A 22,932-nucleotide genomic window follows, 5' to 3' on the forward strand; every position below is an offset into this window, starting at 1 on the left:
ATGTTTCTCTCTGTCTTTGATATGTTCAAAGTGGGCGTTGGCCCGTCGTCGTCCCACACTATGGGCCCAATGGTGGCAGCCGCGCAGTTTTTAGATGTGATGCGTGCCTCGCCATTTGAGTTTCATGGCCTGAAAGGCTCTCTGCATGGCTCCCTTGCCTTCACGGGCGTCGGACATGCCACCGATCGGGCGACCATTCTTGGCCTCGCTGGGTTCCTGCCGGACAGCTACGACCATGAAAAGGCCGAAGCGGCGCTGGACCATATTCGGGAGACAGAGACGGTCCAGCCGGACGGCTTGCCTGTGCTGAAGTTCAATCCACGTGAAGATCTGAAGTTTGATTTTGGCCCCAACCTACCCGGCCACGCCAATGGCATGATTCTGATGGCTACAGATGCCCAGGGCGACGTGATCCTGCAGGAGAAGTATTACTCCATTGGCGGCGGGTTTGTTCTGACGGAAAAAGAACTGACCGAAGGCAAAGCCACGGATGAGGGCGCGCCTGTGCCCTACCCGTTCAAATCCGCGGTCGAAATGCTGGAGATGGCCGAGCATTCCGGCAAGACCATTGCCGAGATGAAGAAGTCCAACGAGGTGGCGCGAGGCTGCCACGACAGCTTGACCAAGGGGTGCGCCCGTATCTGGCAGGTGATGAATGACTGCATTGATCGCGGACTGACTACAGATGGCACTTTGCCGGGGGGGCTCAATGTGCGTCGTCGGGCCAAGGCAATCCACGATGCCTTGCAGGCCGAACGCGGCATGAACCTGAATGCGCCGCACACCATCAATGACTGGATGAGCGCCTACGCTATGGCGGTGAACGAGGAAAACGCCGCAGGTGGACAGGTGGTCACAGCCCCAACCAATGGCGCAGCAGGTGTGATGCCTGCGGTGATCCGCTATTGGCTGGATCATGTGCCCGGCGCGACAGCTTCACGGATTGACGAATTTCTGCTCACAGCCGCTGCCATCGGCGGGCTGGTGAAATTCAACGCGTCGATTTCTGGTGCGGAAGCGGGATGCCAGGCTGAGGTCGGCTCTGCGTCTGCTATGGCCGCAGCTGGGCTTTGTGCCGTTATGGGCGGCACGCCGGAGCAGGTGGAGAATGCGGCGGAGATCGCGCTAGAGCATCACCTCGGCATGACCTGTGATCCGGTCAAAGGTCTGGTTCAGGTGCCTTGCATCGAGCGCAACGGGCTGGGCGCGATCAAAGCTGTGTCTGCGGCCTCACTTGCCCTACGCGGTGACGGGCAGCATTTTGTGCCGCTGGATGCGGTGATTGAAACCATGCGCCAGACCGGGGCGGATATGCACGAGAAGTACAAAGAGACCTCGCTGGGCGGTCTTGCGGTTAATGTGCCAAACTGCTGACACTCAGCGCTGTGCAAACACGCAGCCGTCGGAAATCAGTTCCGGCGGTGTCATGCACAGTGCGCGTGCCACCTGAAAGGCGGCCAGCACTTTTGGCACATAGGCCCGGGTTTCGGCATAGGGCGGCACGCCGGCGTGTTCGGTAATGCTGTTCTCGCCTGCGTTATAACCAGCCAGCACCAGGATCGGGTCGCCCTCAAACTTGTCCATCAGGAAATCCAGGAACTTGGCCCCGCCGGCAATGTTGTCTGCGCCGACAAAACTATCCTCGACGCCAAAGCGCGCGGCGGTGTCCGGCATCAACTGCATCAGGCCTTCCGCCCCTGCGCCGCTCACCGCGTCGGCCTTACCACCTGATTCGACCGCAATCACGGCCAAGACCAAAGCCGGCGACACCCGCGTGCCAATGGTGCTGCGTAGGATGTCGATGCCGTGGCCTTGCACGATAGACTGTAACGTGGTCAGACGGGGTGTCGGCACCGCTTTGCCTTCCGGCGGTTTGGACACCTTATTGAGCGCGCCTTCCAAACGGCCAGGGCTGGTGTCATCCAGTTTGGGCGAAATTTCCTCCCAGAACCAGGCCATCGCACCGGCGCCAGCCCCCGGCGAGACTTCCCCTGCGTCCTCAGACGACTGCGCCTCTGGAACCACGACTGGGGCGATCTGCACAGTGATACGCTTGCCCTGCCCCGGTTGTGGCGGCTTCACGCGCTTGGCAGAGAAGTCCGGAAATGGTTTAGGGCCTTCGGCAAACGCCGTCTCAGGGGCACTTACCCCCACCAATGCGGACAGGGCCGCTGCCAACACACACTTTTTTACCAACATGATGATCGCCTGCTCGGGTCATTTTGCGCCAGCTTCGCAGATTTTGGGCCCTCAGGCCAGTTTTGCTGCCTCATTGCTGCCCAAGTCTCTCGATTCGGCCGCATTCACCTCACATTGGCAGCCCTGGTTAACAAAAAATGAAGTTTTTTATTTAGCAAAAACAATCATCTAAACGCAAAATCCAAACAATATGTATTTGATCCAAAATCGAACCACTTGCGCCCAATTCCCGCCCCATTCGAGGGGGATATTGCTGTCATACCAAGTCGGGCAGGCAAGAGAGAGACACGCCCACAACGCACGACACGGTGGTTACGTAAATATGATCCTTTGGAGGGACACATCATGATCAAGTTCATCAAAAACTTCCGCAAAGACGAAGCTGGCGCAGTAACTGTTGACTGGGTTGTTCTGACCGCAGCCGTTGTAGGCCTGGCCGTTGCAGCATTCACCGCCATCGAATCCACAACTTCCGGTCTGACCACTGAAGCTGCTGTGGCTCTGAACGGTGCCGACGCGACAACTTCCGCGATCGCAACAACCGGCGGCTCTAACTAAGCCTTCCTGACGATATGAATGGGGATTGCCCACACGGGCCTTCCCCACACGTCTGACACATCTATTTCTGGAGAATTCCAATGATCAAGTTCATCAAAAACTTCCGCAAAGACGAAGCCGGCGCAGTAACTGTTGACTGGGTTGTTCTGACCGCAGCCGTTGTAGGCCTGGCCGTTGCAGCATTCACCGCCATCGAATCCACAACTTCCGGTCTGACCACTGAAGCTGCTGTGGCTCTGAACGGTGCCGACGCGACAACTTCCGCGATCGCAACAACCGGCGGCTCTAACTAAGCCTTCCTGACGATATGAATGGGGATTGCCCGCACGGGCCCTCCCCACACGTCTGACACATCTATTTCTGGAGAATTCCAATGATCAAGTTCATCAAAAATTTCCGCAAAGACGAAGCTGGCGCAGTAACTGTTGACTGGGTTGTTCTGACCGCAGCCGTTGTCGGCCTGGCCGTTGCAGCATTCACCGCCATCGAATCCACAACTTCCGGTCTGACCACTGAAGCTGCTGTGGCTCTGAACGGTGCCGACGCGACAACTTCCGCGATCGCAACAACCGGCGGCTCTAACTAAGCCTTCGTTGGTTAAAACATGAAGGGCGCCGTCGGCGCCCTTTGTTCCCAAGAGGATTCTGCCTCGCTCTTACCGGAGAACGCGCATGAAAACGTTCATCAAAAACTTCCGCAAAGACGAAGCTGGCGCAGTGACTGTGGACTGGGTTGTTCTGACCGCAGGTATCGTAGGGCTGGCGGTTGTTGTTTTTGCGGCCATTGAATCCGCAACCGCGACCCCTGTGACCGCTGCCGCTGTCACCATTACTGGCGCAGACGCCACGACGGCGCCGTTTGCCACACAGTAAGCACACGCTTCACAATCGAGACGTTGCGCAGGCGCCCAGAATGGGTCGCCTGTTCGCATTTGTGGGCATCAAAAGTGTCAGCAATTGCCCTGAAAGCTGCGTCGTGGCTCCCAGAATTTGCCACATTTGCCACTCACACTGTCATTGAACCATTCCCGCTGCGCCTCTTGCGCCGGGATCACAACACGAGGTGGAACCCATGCGTGCTATATTTGCAGCCGTTTTGCTTTTTGGATTGGGGATCGCGGGATTCGCAGTCTACATGGCGCAGAATTACATCAAGGGCTATGAAAACGCTCTGGCGCAGCAAAAGACCGAAAACCCGACCGTCGAGCTGGTCGACGGCTTTATTGTCGCGCGCCCCATGAAATTCGGCGAGAAACTCGCGCTTAAGGACGTGCGCCGCGTGCAGTGGCCCAAAGCGGCCATGCCCGAAGGCATGTTCACGGACGCTGACGTGCTGTTCCCAGACGGCAACAACCGGCAGCGGGTGATTTTGCGCTCGATGGAAAAAGGCGAAATCCTTCTCGCAGCGAAGCTCACCGAACCTGGCGAAGAGGCCGGCATCACTTCGCGCCTCAAGAACGGCGAACGCGCGTTTACTATCAAAGTTGACGTTGCCAGCGGGGTATCCGGACACATTCGCCCCGGCGACCTTGTCGACATCTACTGGACCGGCCGTATCGAACGTGACGAAACCAACCGCGGAGAATTCACCAAGCTGATCCAGCCCAATGTGAAGCTGGTCGCCGTGGACCAATCCGTGAATGAGGAACAAGCGGAAGCGCGTGTCGCGCGTACCGTTACTGTTGCAGCCACAACCGATCAGGTGCCAGCGTTAACCCAAGCACAAAGCTCCGGTCGTCTGTCCCTCTCGCTGGTGGGCGCCAATGACAATACCGTTGCCGAGGTCTTTGAGGTTGACCAGCGCATGTTGCTGGGAATCGAAGAGAAGGAAGACGCGCCAGTAGTGCAGCAGATCGTTCAAGTGCAGCAGCCCAAGGTTTGCACGATCAAAAACCGCAAAGGTGGACAGGTGATCGAAATTCCAATCCCTTGCACCAATTAACGCGGGTTTTAACGACCCAAATAACACCACTTTTTCGAAGGCGCCCACAACCTTGGGCGCCTTTGTTTATTGCGCTGGCGGCCATTCCCATGCTTTCCTCTGTGGCACAGGCCCCACAGAAGAACACCTCAACAAACCGCGCGAAACCATTGATTCTTGCAATATTTCGCCACTTGGCGCAGAGTGGACAAAAATGTGGGCAAAAGACCCGCGAACCGAGGCGTGATCGAGAGGCAGGTCACAATGACACTGAAAAGACTTTTTGGGGCGGCCCTGCTAGGCGTCGCCGTTGGGGTTATGCCAATGATGGCGACCCCGTCCTTTGCGGAATCTCTGCGTGTGGTGCGAAGCGGAACATCCTCTTCGCTCAGCGTGCCGATGAACCGCGCCGTTGTGGTGGAAAGCGACGTTCCCTTCGCAGAGCTGTCAATTGCTAACCCGGCAATTGCCGACATCTCATCGTTGTCTGATCGCACAATCTATGTGCTTGGCAAATCACCTGGTCTGACCACGCTGACATTGCTAGATGCCACCGGCAAACTGATCACAAACGTAGATGTGCGCGTGGCTCCGGATCTGTCGGAGTTTAAAGAGCGCCTGAAGCAAATTTTGCCAAACGAGACAATCGACGTGCGGTCTGCCAATGACGGTATCGTCATGTCAGGCACAGTCTCTTCGCCACAGCGCCTGCAACGCGCGCTGGATCTGGCGGAGCGTTACGCGCCCGAGCGGGTTTCCAACCTGATGGTCGTAGGCGGCGTGCAGCAGGTCATGCTCAAAGTGCGTTTTGCAGAAATGCAGCGCAGCGTTTCCAAGGCACTGTCGACCGATTTCCAAATCAGCGGAAATGGCAACCTCATTCAGACCGGTTTCTTCAACCAGGTGCCCGATGCGGAAACAGGGACCCGGCCGCTCAATCCGGGCACGCGCGGCGCTGGGTTGTTCAACCTGAACGCCGGTGCTTTTGAGATCAATCTGATGATCCAAGCGCTTGAGAGCAAAGGCATGGTACGGACGTTGGCCGAACCGAACCTCTCCGCGTTGTCCGGCCAAGAAGCGAAGTTCCTCGCCGGCGGTGAATACCCAATTCCGGTTGCACAAGACGGTGGCGAACTGTCCGTGGAGTTCAAACCTTTCGGTGTCGAACTCAACTTTGTACCGCGCGTGGTCGATGGCGACTTGATCAATTTGGAACTGGCCACTGCGGTTTCCGCACTGGATACGGCAAATGGCTATAATGATGGCACAGTCAGCATTGCGGCCTTTAGCCGGCGTGAAGCGTCCACAACAGTGGAAATGCGCGACGGCGAAAGCTTTGCCATTGCGGGCCTGCTGCAAGACAACTTCATGGACAACAACGCGCAGCTTCCATGGCTTGGTGACGTGCCAGTATTGGGCGCCCTATTTCGCAGCGCCGACTACGAGCGCTCACAATCGGAACTGGTTGTGATTGTGACCGCACATCTGGTGACACCAACCCGTGGCGGAGCGTTGGCTCTGCCAACCGACCGGATCAAACCCCCAACCGAACAGGAGCTCTTCCTGTTTGGCCACACCACCAGCGGCGCGAAAAAACAACGCGGCGCAGCGGGCGAAGTTGCAAAGCAGGACTTCACCGGCTCCTACGGCTACGTGATGGACTAAGGAAAGGCTGAGACATGATCAAAAAACTCGCCGCACTTGCGCTCTTGCTGATCTCCGCCTGTTCTGACGGGGACAGCAGCGCCCTGCCCTCCTGGGTTCGTGAGTCCGGGTCCGTTGTGGACAGTGGCACTTTCGGTGAAGCCACCGCCAACAACATCGGCATCCAAAACGGAGACAAATCATACGTCCTGAGTTTGGCCACCCGATTTGCTGAAGAAGTGCCCGCGATGGTGAACTTCGACTTTGACAGCGCGGTTCTGGATGAAAACGCCCGGACCATTTTGCGCCAGCAAGCGGCGTGGATCCGTGAGTTCCCAGAAGTGCGCTTCAAAGTGTATGGACACACCGATGCCGTGGGCAGCAACGCCTATAACAAATCTCTTGGGATGCGCCGCGCGCGTGCGGTGGTCTCTTACTTGTCCAGCCAAGGCATTGGGCGCGACCGCCTAGAAGCCGTTGTGTCTCTGGGCAAAACCCAACCCTTGGTCGTGACCCAAAACCGCGAACGCCGTAATCGCCGCACGGTCACTGAAGTCACCGGATTTGTTTCAAATCACCCGAATATCCTGGATGGACGGTACGCCTCGGTCATCTACCGTGAATACGTAGCCAGCGCCGTGCCACCAACCAACATCAGCGGCTTGTCCATTTCAAGCGGCGGCGAATAGCAAAGCAAAATCAACCAACTAGAGAAAGCCGGCCTTTGGGTCGGCTTTTTTGTGTTCCGGAAACGATCCGCCGCATTTGTCGGGATCGTCGCACAATACCGCACAATTTCGGTTTTTTAGCCCCAATGTTGCCCAAGTTCAGAGTGATCTTCGTTCCCGAGGCAAACTGTGTCTGGCGCGAGTCGGATGGCCAGCAATCGGGGTGATTGTCAGGCAACTGCCAAAGAGAGGTGGGCACCTCTGCACCATAACAGGCGCATATTGCGCCAGAGGACTTGAGGCTGAAGATGAGTAGCGAAGCGCTGCAAACCGATCAAAATCCAATCCTGGCATGTACCATTTGCCGGGATGTGCAGAATTTTGAACTTCTGATTGTGGATATGGAAGAAGCCCTGGGAGAACAATGGGGCGACCTCGGCTTTGAGGACGCTGTGCCATTCATGGCGCAACCCGAGGCGGAACATCTGGAATTCATTGCCATTGCCATGGACGACATGGACGAGGATTCTCTGGATGAGCTGACGGACATCATCACCGAAGCACGCAACCGCAACATTCGCACCCTTCTGATTGCAGAAGACGTGACCCCGGCCTCGTTGCACACCTTGCTGCGCCATGGCGCTGACGAGTTTATCCCCTACCCGCTTCCACCTGGCGAACTCCAAGCCGCGATCGAAAAGATCCGCGCGGCGGCCAAGGCCGCAGAAATTCCAGCGTCCTCCCAAGTGAAACTCGCCGCATCCGATGTGTCCCACGAAGGCGTCTTAATCGCGGTGCACGGTATCGCCGGCGGCACCGGCGCAACCACTCTGGCCACCAACCTTGGCTGGGAACTTGCAACCACAGGAAGCGAGCCACCAAGCGTATGCTTGCTTGATCTCGACCTGCAGTTTGGCACCATGTCGACCTATCTTGATCTGCCTCGGCCTGACGCGGTGTTTGAGCTTTTGACCGATACCGAAAGCATGGACAGCGATAGCTTTGGCCAAGCGCTGCAAACCTACGAAGAAAAGCTGCATGTTTTGACCGCTCCGGCGGAGATCATCCCGCTGGATCTTGTCGGCCCCGAGGACATCGACCGCATGTTGGAGATGGCGCGAAAACACTATGACTATGTGATTGTCGACATGCCGTCGACGCTGGTGCAGTGGTCCGAAGTCGTGCTGCAGGCGGCCCATGTCTACTTTGCGACGATGGAAATCGACATGCGCTCGGCCCAGAACGCCATGCGTCTTAAGCGGGCTCTGCAAGCGGAAGATCTGCCGTTTGAAAAGCTGCGCTACGTGATGAACCGCGCGCCAAAGTTCACCGATCTGGCGGGCAAAAGCCGGGTGAAACGTCTGGCGGAAAGCCTCGGCATCTCGATTGATTTGAACATGCCTGATGGCGGCAAGCAGGTTGCGCAATCGTCTGATCATGGTCAGCCGCTGGCGATCAGCGCCGCCAAAAACCCGCTCCGCAAGGAAATTGCCAAGCTCGCCGCCAGCCTGCACGCGCTGGATCAAGCCAGCGAAAAAGCCGCGTAACAAAGGACCGTCGCCATGTTTTCTCGTTACAAAAAATCTGACGCCAAACCCGGTCCCGCAGTTGCTGAAAAAGCCGCGAAAGCCGAAGCGAAAAAAGCCGCACCGGCTCCTGCGCCAGCTGCTGCCCCCAGCGCAACTTCGGCAGCAAAAAAAGTGATGCGCCGCCCTGTGGCTGAGAAGGCGGCAGGCGTCGTTGCCGCTGGTGACAAAGAGCGTCGCCGCAAGGAACGCCTTGGCGAAATCAAGCTGGAACTGCACCGCGAACTTCTGGACAACCTGAACCTGGCTGCATTGGACAAGGCGTCTGAGCGCGAGCTGCGGGCTGAAATCACCGCCATTGCCACCGAAGTGCTTCAAGAAAAAGCGATTGTGCTCAATCGTGAAGAGCGCACCACGGTGTTTCAGGAGCTGTATGACGAGGTCACCGGCCTTGGTCCGCTGGAAACCCTGCTGCAAGATGAGACCGTGAACGATATTCTGGTGAACGGCCCGAAGCAGATTTTTGTGGAACGCGCCGGTAAGCTTGAGCTTACCGACATTGTGTTCAAAGACGAAAAACACCTGCTGCGCATCATCGACAAGATTGTGTCGGCGGTGGGGCGTCGTGTGGATGAGTCCAACCCCTATGTGGACGCCCGCCTGGCGGATGGCTCGCGCTTCAACGCCATGGTCTCCCCGATTGCGGTGGATGGCTCGTTGGTGTCCATTCGTAAGTTCAAGAAAGACAAGCTGGGCATTGATGACCTGGTGCGCTTTGGCGCCTTCTCTGAAGAGATGGCCGCCTATCTGCAGGCGGCGGTGTCCACCCGCCTGAACGTGATTGTGTCCGGCGGTACTGGCTCCGGTAAAACCACCACGCTCAACGCGCTGAGTTCTTTCATTGATAACGCCGAACGTATCCTGACGATTGAGGATACCGCGGAACTTCAACTGCAACAGACCCATGTGGGCCGGATGGAAAGCCGCCCGCCCAACGTGGAAGGCAAAGGCGAAGTCTCCCCGCGCGACTGTCTGAAAAACGCACTGCGGATGCGCCCTGACCGCATCATCGTGGGGGAGACGCGTGGCGAAGAAGTGATCGACATGCTGCAGGCGATGAACACCGGCCACGACGGCTCGATGACCACAATTCACGCCAACAACGCACGCGACGGTATTTCCCGTCTGGAAAACATGATCGCCATGGCCGGGATTGAGATGCCGCTGAAGGCGGTGCGATCGCAGATTTCTTCGGCGGTGAACCTGATCGTGCAAGCCTCGCGTCTTCAGGACGGCTCGCGTCGCATGACCTCAATCACCGAGATCACCGGCATGGAGGGGGACGTGATCTCTATGCAGGAAATTTTCCGCTTCCAGCGCACCGGCCTGACGCCGGAAAACAAGATTATTGGCCATTTCACAGCCACCGGCGTGCGCTCGCACTATTCCGAGCGCTTCCGTCTCTGGGGCTACGATCTGCCGCCTGAAATTTACGAACCGTCTGCGGGGTAATCAGACATGCCATTTTCGCCCGAACTTATTGTCTATGGCCTCATTTTTGTGGGCGTCTTCGTGTTGGTCGAAGGCGTTTACCTGACCGTTTTTGGCAAATCCATCAGCCTCAACAGCCGTGTAAACCGCCGGCTTGAGATGCTGGACAAAGGCGCCAAGCGTGAAGAGGTGCTGGAGCAGCTCCGCAAAGAGATGAAGCAGCACGCGGAAAACCGCGGCATTCCCCTGTATTCCGTGCTGGCGGAAAAGGCGCAGAAGGCCGCGATCGCATTCTCGCCCATGCAGCTGATCCTCATGATGGTTGCGGTGTCTGTTTTTGCCTTTATGGGCCTCACTGTTGGCACACAAACCGGCGTCATCACCCGCGCTGCGATTGCCGTGATGATGGGTGTTGGCGGGGTGTATACTTGGGTCTCGATGAAAGCGGGCAAGCGCATCTCCATGATCGAAGAGCAACTGCCGGACGCGATTGAACTGATGGTGCGCTCGCTGCGTGTGGGCCACCCGTTCTCCTCCGCGATCCAGATTGTGTCCAAGGAAATCGAGGACCCGCTGGCCACCGAGTTTGGCGTGATCGCCGATGAAGCTGCCTACGGCCGCGATTTGGGTGAAGCGCTGAAAGACATGGCTGAACGCCTGGACATGCAGGATCTGCGCTTTCTATCGGTGGCGGTGACCATCCAGCAGCAATCCGGGGGTAACCTCGCCGAGATCCTCGCCGGTCTGTCCAAGGTGATCCGCGCCCGCTTCCGCCTGTTCCGCCGCGTAAAAGCCATTACGGCTGAGGCAAAATGGTCCGGCAAATTCCTGTCCGGTTTTCCTGTTATGGCCTTGATCGCAATCAACGTGATGGACCCGAACTATTATGACGAAGTCAAAGACCACTGGCTCTACATTCCAGGCTGTATCGCCGTGGGCGTGTTCTTGGGGTTGAACCTCATCGTCATGAAAATCCTGACCAACATCAAAGTGTAAGGAGATCCTGCTATGACCATTCTGGAAGCCCTGAACATGATGTTGACCGACATGCTGGGACCCCGCGGTCCAATGATCGCGGTGCTGGTCCTTGGCGTTTTCTTCACGCTTCTAATCGTGACTGGCATGATGGCGCGCCAAGACGACCCAATTGCCAAACTTAAGAAATCCCAAGAAAAGACATCCTCACGCACCACCAAGGACGAGCGCCTTCGCCGCAAAGCGGCCAATGCCAAGCTCGACAAGTATAAGGCCTTTCTGGAACCACAAAGTGAAGCGGAACTCAGCTCTGTGCGCCTGAAACTGATGCAGGCGGGTTATCCATCGCGTGATGCGGTTCGGGCCTACCACCTTGCGCAGATGGTCCTGGGCATTGGTGGTTTGATCCTTGGGGTCACATATTTCATTTTGGTGAAGCAAACCGACCAATCCACAACGTCAGACATGCTGTTTTGGACCCTTGGCCCTGGCGGCGCAGGTTACTTCCTGCCCAAATATTGGGTCACCCGCCGGGTTGCCGAGCGCAAAGAAGAGATCACCGCCGGCTTCCCTGACAGCCTCGACATGATGCTGGTCTGCGTGGAAGCCGGGCAATCGCTCGACCAATCGATTGTCCGCGTCGCAGGCGAGTTGCGCGCCTCTTATCCGGCGCTGGCACAAGAGTTCGAAATTGTGGCACATGAAATGAAAGCCGGTAAGGATAAGTCCCAGGTTCTGTCTGACATGGGGGAACGCTGCGGCGTACAGGACGTGTCCTCTTTTGTGACCGTGCTTATCCAATCCGCGACCTTTGGTACCTCCATCGCCGAAGCCCTGCGGGTCTATGCCGGGGAGATGCGTGACAAACGGGTGATGCGAGCTGAAGAGGCGGCAAACAAGTTGCCAACAAAGATGACATTGGCCACAATGATGCTCACTGTGCCGCCGCTGTTGATCATCTTGGTCAGCCCGTCTGTGATTGGGATCACGCAGCTCGGCCAGTGAGGCAAAACGAGCAAAAAAGCGCCCCAAATGACACACTTCCGGGCCAGCGCCCTGTTGATACTAAGCTTTGCTATAGCCGCCTGTGACACGGGCGGCTTTGGCGCATCCAGCGACAGCCCTTACGCACCTGCGGTCGACCCCAAAGGCGAGGCTGTAGATGGCTTGGTGGTGGGCTGGCGCCTTATGGACGCCGGCGAATATGATCTGGCGATGGATGCCTTTGTGCGCGCGGGGCTGGAACAAGGACGCACACCGGACGTTCTGGCTGCCGTGGGCACGGCCAATCTGGTGATGGGACGCTTGGGACAAGCCGAAGACCTGTTGCGCGAGGCGCTCAAGGCGGACGACAGCCATCCGGAAACTTGGAACAACCTCGGCATTACGCTTATGGAACAGGGAAAATATGCCGAAGCCGAACAGATTCTGCGCCGCGCCTATGCTCTGGACAATGGCGAAAGTGACGCAATCCGGGATAATTTGCGCATAGCACTCGCAAATTCGAATCAACCGGTCTATGGTGACGAAAACCAACAAGAATATAAATTGGTGCGGCGGGGTAGCAGCGACTACGTGATCCGTCAGACGCCATAAATTGAGAGCAAGAGCAGCAAAGGACGCAAACAATGCGCCATCCTGTTTTGGGGACAATTTGTGTGGCCGGGCTTGTCGCGTTGACAGCCTGTTCCGATAAAGGTGACGAAAGCGTTGAACGCGCCATTCAGGACGTGAACGCCGTAGACGAAGCCAACCTGTCTGACGTGATGTTGACTGTGGCCGATCCCAACGAAGGCATCGCCTATTTTAAGCGCACGCTGAAAGACAATCCAGATCGCCTGGATCTTCAACGCGGTCTCGCCGTGTCTTACGTGCGCGCGAAGCGGTTCACCGAAGCTGTGCCAGCCTGGAAACAGGTGACCAAACACAAAGACAGCACTGCCAACGATCGTGTTGATCTGGCGGATGCGCAAATCCGCGCTGGTCTTTGGGATGACGCCGAAAAGACGTTGGACAGCATTCCGCCCACCCATGAGACCTTTAAGCGCTACCGCCTTGAGGCCATGATTGCGGATAGCAACAAAGAGTGGAACCGCGCCGACAGCTTCTATGAAATCGCCGTTGGCCTGACCACCCGCCCGGCTGGTGTGATGAACAACTGGGGCTATTCCAAACTGACCCGTGGCGACTATGCCGAAGCGGAGCGTCTGTTTGGTGAAGCCGTGCGTCAGGACAGCACGCTGTTCACCGCCAAAAACAACATGGTTTTGGCACGTGGCGCGCAACGCCAGTACACCCTGCCGGTGATCCCGATGGTGCAAACCGAACGCGCGCAGCTGCTGCACACACTGGCGCTGTCTGCGGTTAAGCAGGGCGATACCCAAACCGGCAAAGTGCTGCTGCGTGAGGCGGTGGAAACCCATCCGCAACACTTTGAGGCCGCGGTGCGCGCCCTGGATGCGCTTGAAAACGGCTAAGGTTTCTTGATGCAGGTCTCCAGCACATTTGCGCTCTGGGCATTGCTCCCGGCGCTGCCGCTTTGCGTGTTCATCTTCTGGGTGGACATGAAGCACAAGCGGATCAGCAACCTGTCCGTCTGGGCCTTGTTTGCGATCTTTGTGGTGGTCGGGCTTGCCACATTGCCAATCATGGAGTTTGTCTGGCGCTTTGCTAATTATGGCGTGGTGTTTGCGGTACTGCTTCTGATGTGGATGGCGCGGCAAGTGGGTGCTGGGGACGTGAAAATGGCGGCTGTGGCCGCGCTTTACGTCGACAAAGGCGACGCCAGCTACATGCTGATGATCACCTTTGGATCGATCATTGTTGCGACATTGGCCACGCTGATCATCCGCGTCACGCCCTTGCGCAAGCTGGCGCCGGACTGGGCCGCCTGGAAGCTCAAGGCCTCTGAGAGCGGTGTGAATGTAGGCAAGGGAGATCAGATGACCTTGCCGATGGGCACCGGCATTGGCCTGGCGCTCTGCACCTACCTAATCCTGGGCGTTCTGCACGGCCAATAAATCGCATCCTTCACGATGCCGGCCCGATGCGGCCCCAAAAACGCCACCTTTTGATTGTCTATGGGATGGAAACAGACCGAGGGCTTTGCGGCCCTCAATCAGGAGTGTTGCGTCGATGAACATGCAGACCACCAACGTGATGGCCCCGCCGCCGCCAAAACGGATCGAGGATATGAAGCTTCCCGTGGTGATGATGCGGGACATCCTCCTGAAAACCATGTTCCGCAAAAACGTGGACATGGTCGGCGACATTTCCAAAGCCATCTGTCTACCCCGCGCAGTAACGCAAGAGCTGGTCGACATGGCCCGCGAGCAGCGCCTGCTGGAGGCAACCGGCACGCTGAACGCCAACTCCGGCGACGAGATGGGGTATCAACTGACCGATGCCGGCAAAGGCCGCGCACAGGACGCCTTGGCACAATCCGAGTATTTTGGTGCCATGCCGGTGCCGCTGGATGTGTACCGCGAACAGGTCAAACGCCAGTCGATCCGCAACATTCAGATCACGCGCGACCAACTCACCGGTGCGATGGGGCACCTGATACTGCCGCCGGACCTGCTGGACCAGTTGGGACCCGCCGTGGGCTCTGGCCGCTCAATCCTGATGTATGGTCCGCCCGGCAACGGTAAGTCTTCGATTTCTAACGGCATTCGCGACGCGATGGGTGACAAGGTTTATGTGCCTCACGCCATCGAATATGCCGGTCAGGTGATCACCGTCTATGACCCGATTGTGCACTCCGCCGCCGAAGGTGACGAGCAAGACGAAAACAGCCTGCGCCGCACCGCGCGGTTTGACAGCCGCTATGTGAAATGTGACCGCCCCACCGTGATCACTGGTGGTGAGCTGTCGCTCAACATGCTCGACTTGGTCTACAACCCAACGGCGCGCACCTATCAGGCGCCGTTGCAGCTCAAGTCCACCGGCGGCATCTTCATCGTGGACGATTTGGGGCGTCAGGAGGAACCGCCACAGGCGCTGGTCAACCGTTGGATTGTGCCTTTGGAAGAGAGCAAAGACATTCTCGCGCTGCAATCCGGTGAGAAGTTCGAAGTGCCCTTTGACACACTGGTGATCTTCTCCACCAACTTCCACCCCAATGAGATCTTTGACCAAGCGGCCCTGCGTCGTATCTTCTACAAGATCAAAATTGACGGCCCAAGCCAGGAGAACTTCCTGAAAATCTTTGCCCTTGTGGCCAAGAAAAAGGGGCTGCCGCTGGATGAGACATCTCTCATTCACCTGCTCAAAACCAAATACCCGACAATAGACAACACCTACGCCAATTACCAGCCGGTGTTCCTGATCGACCAGATCATCTCGATCTGCGAATTTGAGGGCATCCCCTATCAAATGCGCCCTGACCTGATTGATCGCGCCTGGGCCAATATGTTCGTGAAAGACGAGCACATCGTGAAGTGATCCAAAAGGCCGCATGACGCGGCCTTTTTTACGCGCGCTATATGGCCTACATAGTTCCCATGTCACCGCTTGCCCATATCGCCGCCCTGCCCGTCCGGTTCTACCGTTTGGTGTTTAGCCCTTGGGTTGGCTTCAACTGCCGGTATCAGCCCACCTGTTCAGCCTACGCGCTGGAAGCACTGGAGAAACATGGCGCGATCAAGGGCAGCTGGCTGACCCTGCGCCGACTTGGTCGCTGCCATCCCTTTGGCAGCAGCGGCTACGATCCGGTTCCGCCCTGTTGTGGCGACAAAAATGGCGCATCCGGGGGTACGCAAAACCGCGAAACCTGACTGGACACCACCCAAGAGAGTGCTAGCCTGTGCGCATTCAATTGTCCTTTCAGGAGATTTCCCATGCGCCTTTCTCACATCCTGGCCACAACGGCCGCCTTGACCCTAACCAGCACCGCTGTACTGGCTGACAAATTTGTCGGCTATGGCTCTGTGGACGGCTGGAACGTGCACATCGACACCGAAAAAGGCACCTGCCTGGTGGAAACCAAAGACGGCTTGGACAACGTCATTCAGATGGGTCTGACCGAGGACCGCGCCATTGGCTACATCGGCATCTTCACCAAAGCGGAGACCAACATCCGCACCGACGTGAAACAAGATGTGGCGCTGCTAATTGGTGAAAACCTCTACGTTGGAGAGGCCACTGGCATGCGTGGCAACATCACCAAAGGCTACAGCGGCGGCTATGTGCTGACCGAGGATCCGGAAGTGTATGAGGCCATCCGCCGCGCGCCCACGATGACCGTGTTCCCGGAAAAGGAATACTCCTTCATCGTCGATCTGGCTGGCACCGCCAAGGCGCTCGATCTGGCCAAGAAGTGTAACGAAGAGCAGCTTCAGTAAGCCCCCCTTTCGCCTCCCGGGCGCGCCCAAACCGCGCCCGGATAGGCACCCATGAAGCACGGAAACGCAGTGTTTCCATTTCCGCCACACCGCCAGGCGTTCACAGTTCCGTGATCTAAACACAGCCGGTCACTTCCCAACCGCCCGACACATGCCGTAAACCCCCATAAAACTTGGGGTTTGGCGCGTTCGTTTCGTCGTACATCCCGTCCCCAATCCTATGCAAACGCCCTGTGCCCGAAATCACACGGGTCGGGTTTTCCTTAACTACGCTTGTGGTCCGCGGCCAACCTGTGGATATCCTTGGGGATAGATTGACCCTGGAAGACCCCTCGCTTAAGGCACGGCATGTTAGACGACCTCAATGATATCCACCCGCTGTTCCAGGACGCGCCTTCTTCGGCCAATTTCAAGAAGTTGCGCAAACGAATCGTGCGTCAGACACGCGAGGCAATTGAACAATACGGCATGATCGAACGCGGCGCGAAGTGGCTTGTGTGCCTCTCCGGCGGTAAGGATTCCTATACCCTGCTCGCGGTGCTGCACGAATTGAAATGGCGCGGCCTGCTGCCGGTTGAGCTTTTGGCCTGCAACCTGGATCAGGGACAGCCCAACTTCCCGGCCACCGTCCTGCCCGCCTTTCTGGAAAAGATGCAGGTCGAACACCGCATCGAATATCAAGACACCTACTCGATTGTGAAAGACAAGGTTCCAGCCGGTCGCACCTATTGCGCGCTCTGTTCGCGCCTGCGCCGCGGCAACCTCTACCGGATCGCCCGAGAAGAGGGCTGCAGCGCGGTTGTGTTGGGTCACCACCGCGATGACATCCTCGAAACCTTCTTCATGAACCTGTTTCACGGCGGTCGTCTGGCAACCATGCCGCCCAAGCTTGTTAACGAAGAAGGCGATTTGTTTGTCTACCGCCCGCTGGCGCATGTGGCCGAGGAGGATTGCGAGAAATTTGCCAAGGCGATGAACTACCCGATCATCCCTTGTGATCTTTGCGGCTCCCAAGATGGCCTGCAACGTCAACAAGTTAAGCAGATTCTAGATCAGTGGGAAGCCAACAGCCCAGGCCGCCGTCAGGTAATGTTCAAGGCGCTGACCAACATCCGCCCAAGCCACATGATGGATCCCAACCTGTTCGATTTTGCCGGTTTAATTCGAGAATCAGTAAAATTTGAACCAAATTCGGATACGATCCCTAAGCTACGTTAACTGATCACTTAAGAGAATCGCTGACACTAAACCAAGTTTTATGCGTCATAGGACACCTCATATGCAGTCGCGACTGGACACATTCCTGGCTTCATTTCGGGCTTATTGGACCCGGGAGTCCTCTGTGCGTCGGGTTGTCCCTCTGCTGTTTCCTGTGGTGACCTTGGCGGCATGGTTTGCCTTTGGCGAGCTGGGGCTTTTGGTCTGCGCTTTCCTGCTGCCACTGCCGTTCCTGATGTTTTCACCTTTCACGGCTGCCAAACGGCGCAAGAAGAGCGAAGTCGACGGCCTGACCGGCCTGCTCACCCCTGCTGGGTTTGAGCGCCAGATGCAGGAGAAGATGTCCTCGCTGGAAGAGGACGGGCGCACCACTGCCTGCTTCTCCATCAAGATCGACAACTTTGCCCGCCTGCGGGAAAATCACGGTGATCAAGCCGCGGAAGAGGTGCTGCGCTATGTCGCCGAGCGCTTGAAAAACGCGCTGCGATCCGGTGATCTGGTGTCTCGCTCCGGTGACGCGTCGTTCTCCGTTGCCTTGGAGCCGATTGCCTACTTTGATGTCGAAAGTGGCATTCAGATGGCGACGCGTTTCCAGACCGCCGTTGAAGAGCCTATGCCGCTGCAAATGGCGTCTATCTATGTCAGTTGTTCCATTGGCTTCTGTCTGTCCGCCCGCCTGAACCGCCCCTCCGCCACTGCCATGATCCAGGCCGCTGATATGGCGATGTGTGAGGCACAGCTGACCGGCGACAGCAACATCCGCGCCTATTCCACTGATATGGGCCGCAAAGTGATATCGCGCCGCAAAACCCAAAGCGAAGCGGCGCGCACCCTGCAACGCGACCAAATTCGCGCTTGGTTTCAACCACAAGTGTCCACCGACACAGGCCTTGTCACCGGCTTTGAGGCTTTGGCCCGCTGGGAACATCCTGAACGCGGCATTCTCGCCCCAATCCAGTTCCTCGACGTGCTGCATCAAACCGGCCAGATGGGCCAATTGGCAGACCTGATGTTGCGTCAATCCCTTGATGCCATTCGCGCATGGGACGACGCCGGTTTCACCGTCCCCATGGTTGGTGTGAACTTTGCCGGGGAGGAGCTTCGCAGCCCCACTCTGGTGGAACGTATCCAATGGGAGCTGGACCGCACCGAGCTGGACGCAAAACGCCTCGGCATCGAAGTGCTTGAAAGTGTTGTGGCGGGCACGCCGGACGACATGGTCGTCCGCAACGTCGAAGCGATCAGCGCAATGGGTTGCGAAATTGACTTAGACGATTTTGGCACCGGCCACGCGTCCATCTCCTCGATCCGCCGCCTGCCGGTAAAACGCATCAAAATCGACCGCTCCTTTGTAACCAACATCGACAAAGACCCCGATCAGCAACGTATGATCGCCGCGATTGTCACCATGGCGGAGCGTCTTGGGCTCGAAACGCTGGCCGAAGGTGTTGAAAATCCAGCTGAACACGCGATGCTGGCGCAGCTTGGCTGTTCCCATGTGCAGGGTTACGGCATTGCCCGCCCAATGCCGTTTTACGAGACCATCAAGTGGATGACCGAGCATCAGGAAAAGATCGGCCCCGCGCTTCAGATCGGCAACAAACCAAGCTGACCACCGCGTCGCCCTTGGCGCGTCCCCCTCCCCACACGCAACGAACCGCTGCCTTTCGGGCAAATTGGGTCGAATCCCCTTGACCTTTGGTCGCCACCTCTGTTGAACCTCCCCATCCTTTTAACGACAGATGGCTTGCGGCAATGGACGATCAGAACAAGAACCTCATCCTCGCGACGGCGCTCAGCTTTGGCGTCATCCTGATTTGGTTCCTCCTGTTTCCCCCCCCTGAGGCGACCCAGGACCCCAACGCTCCAACCGCCGTTGTCGAGGGCACCGATGCGGTCACCCCGTCGACGGCCCCCGCGACTGCCGCGGCTGACTCCGGTGCCGCCACCTCTGTCGAGCCCACCGAAGTGGCCGATGCCCCACGCGTTGAGATCGATACCGCGCGCCTGTCCGGCTCTGTCTCTTTGCTGGGTGGCCGTCTGGATGATCTAAAGCTCAACGACTACCGCGAAACCCAGGACGAAGATTCTCCCATCGTCACCTTCCTGTCGCCCAACGGTGAGCCACATGCCTACTACGCGCTCTATGGCTGGGCCCCGGGCGCAGGTCTGTCTCTGGACCAGGTGCCAGGCTCTAATACCCTCTGGGACATCGAAAGCGGCGACACGCTGACCGTTGAGACTCCAATCACGCTGAAATGGGACAATGGCGCAGGCCTGATCTTCCGCCGCACCATTTCGGTGGACAAAGACTACATGTTCTCCGTGGAGCAGACCGTCGAAAACACCGGTGCAGGCACCGTCTCTCTGGCGCCTTATGGTGTGCTGGCGCGTTATGGTCAGCCGGATGACCTGAAAAACTTCTTCATCCTGCACGAAGGCCTGATCTCTATGGCCGACGGCGAGCTGACCGAAACCGACTATGACGGCATGACCGACTACACCTTTGATCAACGCGAAGGTGCGCCTGCCGAGGTGACACAGGTCGAGGCCAACGGTTGGATCGGTTTCACCGACCACTACTGGATGGCCACATTGATCCCGGAGCAAGGCAAGCCCTTCAAATCCGTGGCAAAATACGACCAGTCTCGCGACATCTACCAGACCGAAGCGGTGATGCCGACCATGCAGGTGGCTGAAGGTCAGACCGCAACCGCCAACTCCCGTCTGTTTGCGGGCTCCAAAGACTGGGGCAAAATCCGCAACTACCAGAACGAAGAAGGTGTTGAAGGCCTGCTGGAGTCCATCGACTGGGGCTGGTTCTCCTTCCTCACGAAGCCGATCATGTGGCTCCTGATGTGGCTCTATGGCTTCATCGGCAACATGGGCTGGGCGATCATCGCGCTGACTGTTGTTCTGAAAATCATCGTCTTCCCGCTGGCCTATAAATCTTATGCCTCCATGGCGAAGATGAAAGAACTTCAGCCTCAAATGGAGAAGCTGAAAGAGCAAGCGGGCGACGACCGTCAGAAGATGCAGCAGGCCATGATGGAGCTGTATAAGAAGGAAAAGGTCAATCCGGCGGCGGGCTGTCTGCCGATCCTGATCCAGATCCCAATCTTCTTCTCGCTCTACAAAGTGATCTTTGTGACCAAAGAACTGCGGCATGCGCCCTGGTTTGGCTGGATCACCGACTTGTCCGCGCCAGACCCAAGCTCAATATTAAACCTGTTTGGCATCCTGCCTTACGGCGTGCCGGAACTGGGCTTCTTCGAGATCTTCTCCTTGGGCATTCTGCCAATCCTGTTGGGTATCTCCATGTGGCTGCAGCAGAAGCTGAACCCGGCGCCCACCGATCCAACGCAGAAGATGATCTTTGCCTGGATGCCATGGGTCTTCATGTTCATGCTCGGCAGCTTTGCCTCCGGTCTTGTGATCTACTGGATCACCAACAACGTGATCACCTTCATCCAGCAGTACGGCATCATGCGCCAGCACGGCTACAAACCGGATGTGTTTGGCAACATCAAATCAAGCTTCAAGAAGTCGAAGCCTGAGGAGGACGCCAAATAATGGGAACCGTCTCCGCACTCTGGCGACACCCGATCAAGGCCCACGGACGCGAGTCCGTGGGTCATGTCTCTTTGGTGGAGGGGCAAACCTTCCCCTGGGATCGCCGCTACGCCGTGGCCCATGAACGCGCCAAAACCGATGGGGGCGAATGGGCCCGTTGCGTGAATTTTTCCCGCGCCGCTGGGGCACCTTCGTTGCAAGCCATAACCGCCAAGGTCGACGAAGCCACCGGCAAGATCACCCTGCAGCACCCAGACCTCTGGGAGCTGACCTTTGATCCGGAAACCCAAGGCGACAAGCTGATTGATTGGGTGCGTCCGATCATGCCCAAAGACCGCGCCGCCAGTGCCAAACTGGTGCCTGCCGGTGAATTTGGCATGACCGACAGCCCCTTCCCGTCCATCGCCATCCACACCACCGCCAGCCACCGCGCGATCGAAGGCCGCTTGGGCCGCAAGCTCGCCACGGAACGCTGGCGTGGTAACATCTGGCTCGATGGATTTGCGCCATGGGAAGAGTTTGACTGGATTGGCAAAACGCTGCGCATCGGTGGCACCGAAATTGAGGTGCGCGAGCGCATCACGCGCTGCAAAGCGACCACCGTCAACACCGACACAGGCGTGCGCGATGCGGACACACTGGGCGTTTTGAACGAAGCCTTTGGTCATCAGGACTTTGGCGTCTACGGTGTGGTGACCAAATCCGGCGACATTGCCGTCGGCGACACAGCAGAGGTGCTCTGATGCAACTTCCTTTCCCATTTGTCGAAGACCCGGAGCCTTTGGCACTGGAACGGGGCCGCAAGCTGTTTGACGGCTCCAACTCCGACTTCCTCAAAGGTGTGGTCGCCATGGATGGCCTGCCTGCGGGGGACCGTGTTGAGGTCTGTTTTGCGGGGCGTTCCAATGTGGGCAAATCCACGCTGATCAACGCGCTGACCAATCGCAGCCGCCTAGCGCGTGCGTCCAACACGCCGGGCCGCACGCAGGAAATCAACTTCTTCACGCTGACCGACAGCCACTATCTCGTCGACCTGCCGGGCTATGGTTATGCCAACGCGCCGCTTGCGGTGGTGGAGAAATGGCAGCGCCTGCTGAAGCAATACCTGTCTGGTCGCGCCAACTTGCGCCGCGCTTTTGTGCTAATTGACACGCGGCATGGCATCAAAGATGTCGACGAAGAAATCATGTCCTTGATGGACAGCTCCGCGCTGACGTTTCAGGTGGTGATGACCAAAGCCGACAAGGTGAAAGTCAAAGACCGCGAGAAAGTCTTCAAACAGGTGCGCGAAAAATTGGCAAAACACCCGGCGGCGTTCCCCGAGATTGTGCTGACCAGTTCGGAAAAAGGCGACGGCATCGCCACACTGCGCTCCATTATTGCCGGTCTTGAATAACCCATGCGCCTGCTGACGTCCTTGGTGCTATTGGTGGCCGTGATGGCCTCCGCACTCATCCCCACGGGATGGATGCCTAAGACGTTTGCAGACGGCCATATGGTGCTTGTCATCTGTACCGGTGACGAAATGGTTGAAATGCTTGTGGACGACACCGGGGCGCCGGTGCCGTTGCATGAGCAGACCGAGGACAAGCGCAGCCCTTGTGCTTTCTCCGTGGTGGCCGATGTCGTCCCGGTGATGGACGGCCCTTTCCCGCTGCCGCTCAAAGCGTCCCTGACCAACCGTTGGCAGCATCGGGACTTTACCCACAACAGCGCCGGGTTCCACCGCCGCTATGATGCCCGCGGTCCGCCCGCACTCTCCTGAGTTCCCTGTAAAAATCAAACACAAATCAAGCCGGCTTGGGGACCCAAGCGCGG

The 22,932-nt window shown here is 57.5% G+C and carries 25 protein-coding genes; 24 read left to right on the top strand and 1 reads right to left on the bottom strand.

What is annotated here, in order from left to right:
* On the top strand, positions 1-1,374 hold the full coding sequence (locus SIB38_RS20695; protein ID WP_412550962.1) for an L-serine ammonia-lyase: 1,374 nt from the start codon (positions 1-3) through the stop codon (positions 1,372-1,374).
* Positions 1,375-1,377: 3 nt separating this feature from the next.
* On the opposite strand, the gene SIB38_RS20700 is transcribed toward SIB38_RS20695, so the two are convergent.
* Positions 1,378-2,199, bottom strand: a complete 822-nt coding sequence (locus SIB38_RS20700; protein ID WP_294113130.1) for a lytic transglycosylase domain-containing protein — start codon at positions 2,197-2,199, stop codon at positions 1,378-1,380.
* Positions 2,200-2,544: 345 nt separating this feature from the next.
* On the opposite strand from SIB38_RS20700, the gene SIB38_RS20705 reads away from it, so the two are divergent.
* The 23 genes from SIB38_RS20705 to SIB38_RS20815 all read left to right on the top strand — a co-directional run bounded on the left by SIB38_RS20705 (position 2,545) and on the right by SIB38_RS20815 (position 22,879).
* A complete protein-coding gene (locus tag SIB38_RS20705) occupies positions 2,545-2,757 on the top strand; it encodes a hypothetical protein (protein WP_294113129.1) in 213 nt (70 codons plus the stop codon).
* Between the two features lie 80 nt (positions 2,758-2,837).
* Positions 2,838-3,050, top strand: a complete 213-nt coding sequence (locus SIB38_RS20710) for a hypothetical protein (protein ID WP_294113129.1) — start codon at positions 2,838-2,840, stop codon at positions 3,048-3,050.
* Between the two features lie 80 nt (positions 3,051-3,130).
* Entirely contained in the window at positions 3,131-3,343 is a 213-nt protein-coding gene (locus tag SIB38_RS20715; RefSeq protein WP_294113129.1) for a hypothetical protein, read from the top strand.
* An 85-nt stretch (positions 3,344-3,428) separates the two neighbouring features.
* Positions 3,429-3,629, top strand: a complete 201-nt coding sequence (locus SIB38_RS20720) for a hypothetical protein (RefSeq protein WP_412550963.1) — start codon at positions 3,429-3,431, stop codon at positions 3,627-3,629.
* A 199-nt stretch (positions 3,630-3,828) separates the two neighbouring features.
* Positions 3,829-4,698, top strand: coding sequence for a Flp pilus assembly protein CpaB (cpaB, locus tag SIB38_RS20725; protein WP_294113126.1), 870 nt, complete (start codon positions 3,829-3,831; stop codon positions 4,696-4,698).
* Between the two features lie 243 nt (positions 4,699-4,941).
* On the top strand, positions 4,942-6,342 hold the full coding sequence (locus SIB38_RS20730; protein WP_412550964.1) for a type II and III secretion system protein family protein: 1,401 nt from the start codon (positions 4,942-4,944) through the stop codon (positions 6,340-6,342).
* A 14-nt stretch (positions 6,343-6,356) separates the two neighbouring features.
* Positions 6,357-7,010 carry an OmpA family protein gene (locus SIB38_RS20735; RefSeq protein WP_294113122.1) on the top strand — a complete coding sequence of 218 codons (654 nt, stop codon included), beginning with the start codon at positions 6,357-6,359 and terminating at the stop codon, positions 7,008-7,010.
* 287 nt (positions 7,011-7,297) lie between these two features.
* Positions 7,298-8,536, top strand: a complete 1,239-nt coding sequence (locus SIB38_RS20740) for an AAA family ATPase (protein WP_294113119.1) — start codon at positions 7,298-7,300, stop codon at positions 8,534-8,536.
* 15 nt (positions 8,537-8,551) lie between these two features.
* A complete protein-coding gene (locus SIB38_RS20745) occupies positions 8,552-10,027 on the top strand; it encodes a CpaF family protein (RefSeq protein ID WP_294113117.1) in 1,476 nt (491 codons plus the stop codon).
* Positions 10,028-10,033: 6 nt separating this feature from the next.
* Entirely contained in the window at positions 10,034-11,002 is a 969-nt protein-coding gene (locus tag SIB38_RS20750) for a type II secretion system F family protein (RefSeq protein ID WP_294113116.1), read from the top strand.
* 12 nt (positions 11,003-11,014) lie between these two features.
* Positions 11,015-11,986: a type II secretion system F family protein gene (locus SIB38_RS20755; protein ID WP_294113114.1), complete on the top strand. Its 972-nt coding sequence runs from the start codon at positions 11,015-11,017 to the stop codon at positions 11,984-11,986.
* 27 nt (positions 11,987-12,013) lie between these two features.
* Positions 12,014-12,577, top strand: a complete 564-nt coding sequence (locus SIB38_RS20760; RefSeq protein ID WP_294113112.1) for a tetratricopeptide repeat protein — start codon at positions 12,014-12,016, stop codon at positions 12,575-12,577.
* A 32-nt stretch (positions 12,578-12,609) separates the two neighbouring features.
* Complete coding sequence (locus tag SIB38_RS20765) at positions 12,610-13,458, top strand: tetratricopeptide repeat protein (protein ID WP_294113111.1); 849 nt, start codon at positions 12,610-12,612, stop codon at positions 13,456-13,458.
* Positions 13,459-13,467: 9 nt separating this feature from the next.
* A complete protein-coding gene (locus SIB38_RS20770; RefSeq protein WP_294113110.1) occupies positions 13,468-14,001 on the top strand; it encodes a prepilin peptidase in 534 nt (177 codons plus the stop codon).
* A 115-nt stretch (positions 14,002-14,116) separates the two neighbouring features.
* The gene (locus tag SIB38_RS20775; RefSeq protein WP_294113108.1) at positions 14,117-15,424 is read left to right on the top strand and encodes an ATPase; all 1,308 of its coding nucleotides are present in this window, start codon (positions 14,117-14,119) and stop codon (positions 15,422-15,424) included.
* 59 nt (positions 15,425-15,483) lie between these two features.
* Positions 15,484-15,756, top strand: a complete 273-nt coding sequence (gene yidD, locus SIB38_RS20780) for a membrane protein insertion efficiency factor YidD (RefSeq protein WP_294113107.1) — start codon at positions 15,484-15,486, stop codon at positions 15,754-15,756.
* Positions 15,757-15,819: 63 nt separating this feature from the next.
* Positions 15,820-16,323: a hypothetical protein gene (locus SIB38_RS20785; protein WP_294113105.1), complete on the top strand. Its 504-nt coding sequence runs from the start codon at positions 15,820-15,822 to the stop codon at positions 16,321-16,323.
* A 348-nt stretch (positions 16,324-16,671) separates the two neighbouring features.
* Positions 16,672-17,541, top strand: coding sequence for a tRNA 2-thiocytidine(32) synthetase TtcA (gene ttcA / locus SIB38_RS20790; RefSeq protein WP_294113104.1), 870 nt, complete (start codon positions 16,672-16,674; stop codon positions 17,539-17,541).
* Positions 17,542-17,665: 124 nt separating this feature from the next.
* Positions 17,666-19,153: a putative bifunctional diguanylate cyclase/phosphodiesterase gene (locus SIB38_RS20795; protein WP_294113103.1), complete on the top strand. Its 1,488-nt coding sequence runs from the start codon at positions 17,666-17,668 to the stop codon at positions 19,151-19,153.
* Between the two features lie 143 nt (positions 19,154-19,296).
* Positions 19,297-21,114 carry a membrane protein insertase YidC gene (yidC, locus tag SIB38_RS20800; RefSeq protein ID WP_412550965.1) on the top strand — a complete coding sequence of 606 codons (1,818 nt, stop codon included), beginning with the start codon at positions 19,297-19,299 and terminating at the stop codon, positions 21,112-21,114.
* Positions 21,114-21,857 carry an MOSC domain-containing protein gene (locus SIB38_RS20805; RefSeq protein ID WP_412550966.1) on the top strand — a complete coding sequence of 248 codons (744 nt, stop codon included), beginning with the start codon at positions 21,114-21,116 and terminating at the stop codon, positions 21,855-21,857. The genes yidC and SIB38_RS20805 overlap by 1 nt, the downstream gene beginning before the upstream one ends.
* Complete coding sequence (gene yihA, locus SIB38_RS20810) at positions 21,857-22,510, top strand: ribosome biogenesis GTP-binding protein YihA/YsxC (protein ID WP_412550967.1); 654 nt, start codon at positions 21,857-21,859, stop codon at positions 22,508-22,510. The genes SIB38_RS20805 and yihA overlap by 1 nt, the downstream gene beginning before the upstream one ends.
* 3 nt (positions 22,511-22,513) lie before the next feature.
* Complete coding sequence (locus SIB38_RS20815) at positions 22,514-22,879, top strand: DUF2946 family protein (protein ID WP_294113099.1); 366 nt, start codon at positions 22,514-22,516, stop codon at positions 22,877-22,879.
* Positions 22,880-22,932 lie beyond the last annotated feature (53 nt).

It is taken from the genome of Shimia sp. MIT910701, from assembly GCF_047126315.1.
Classification (GTDB): domain Bacteria; phylum Pseudomonadota; class Alphaproteobacteria; order Rhodobacterales; family Rhodobacteraceae; genus Shimia.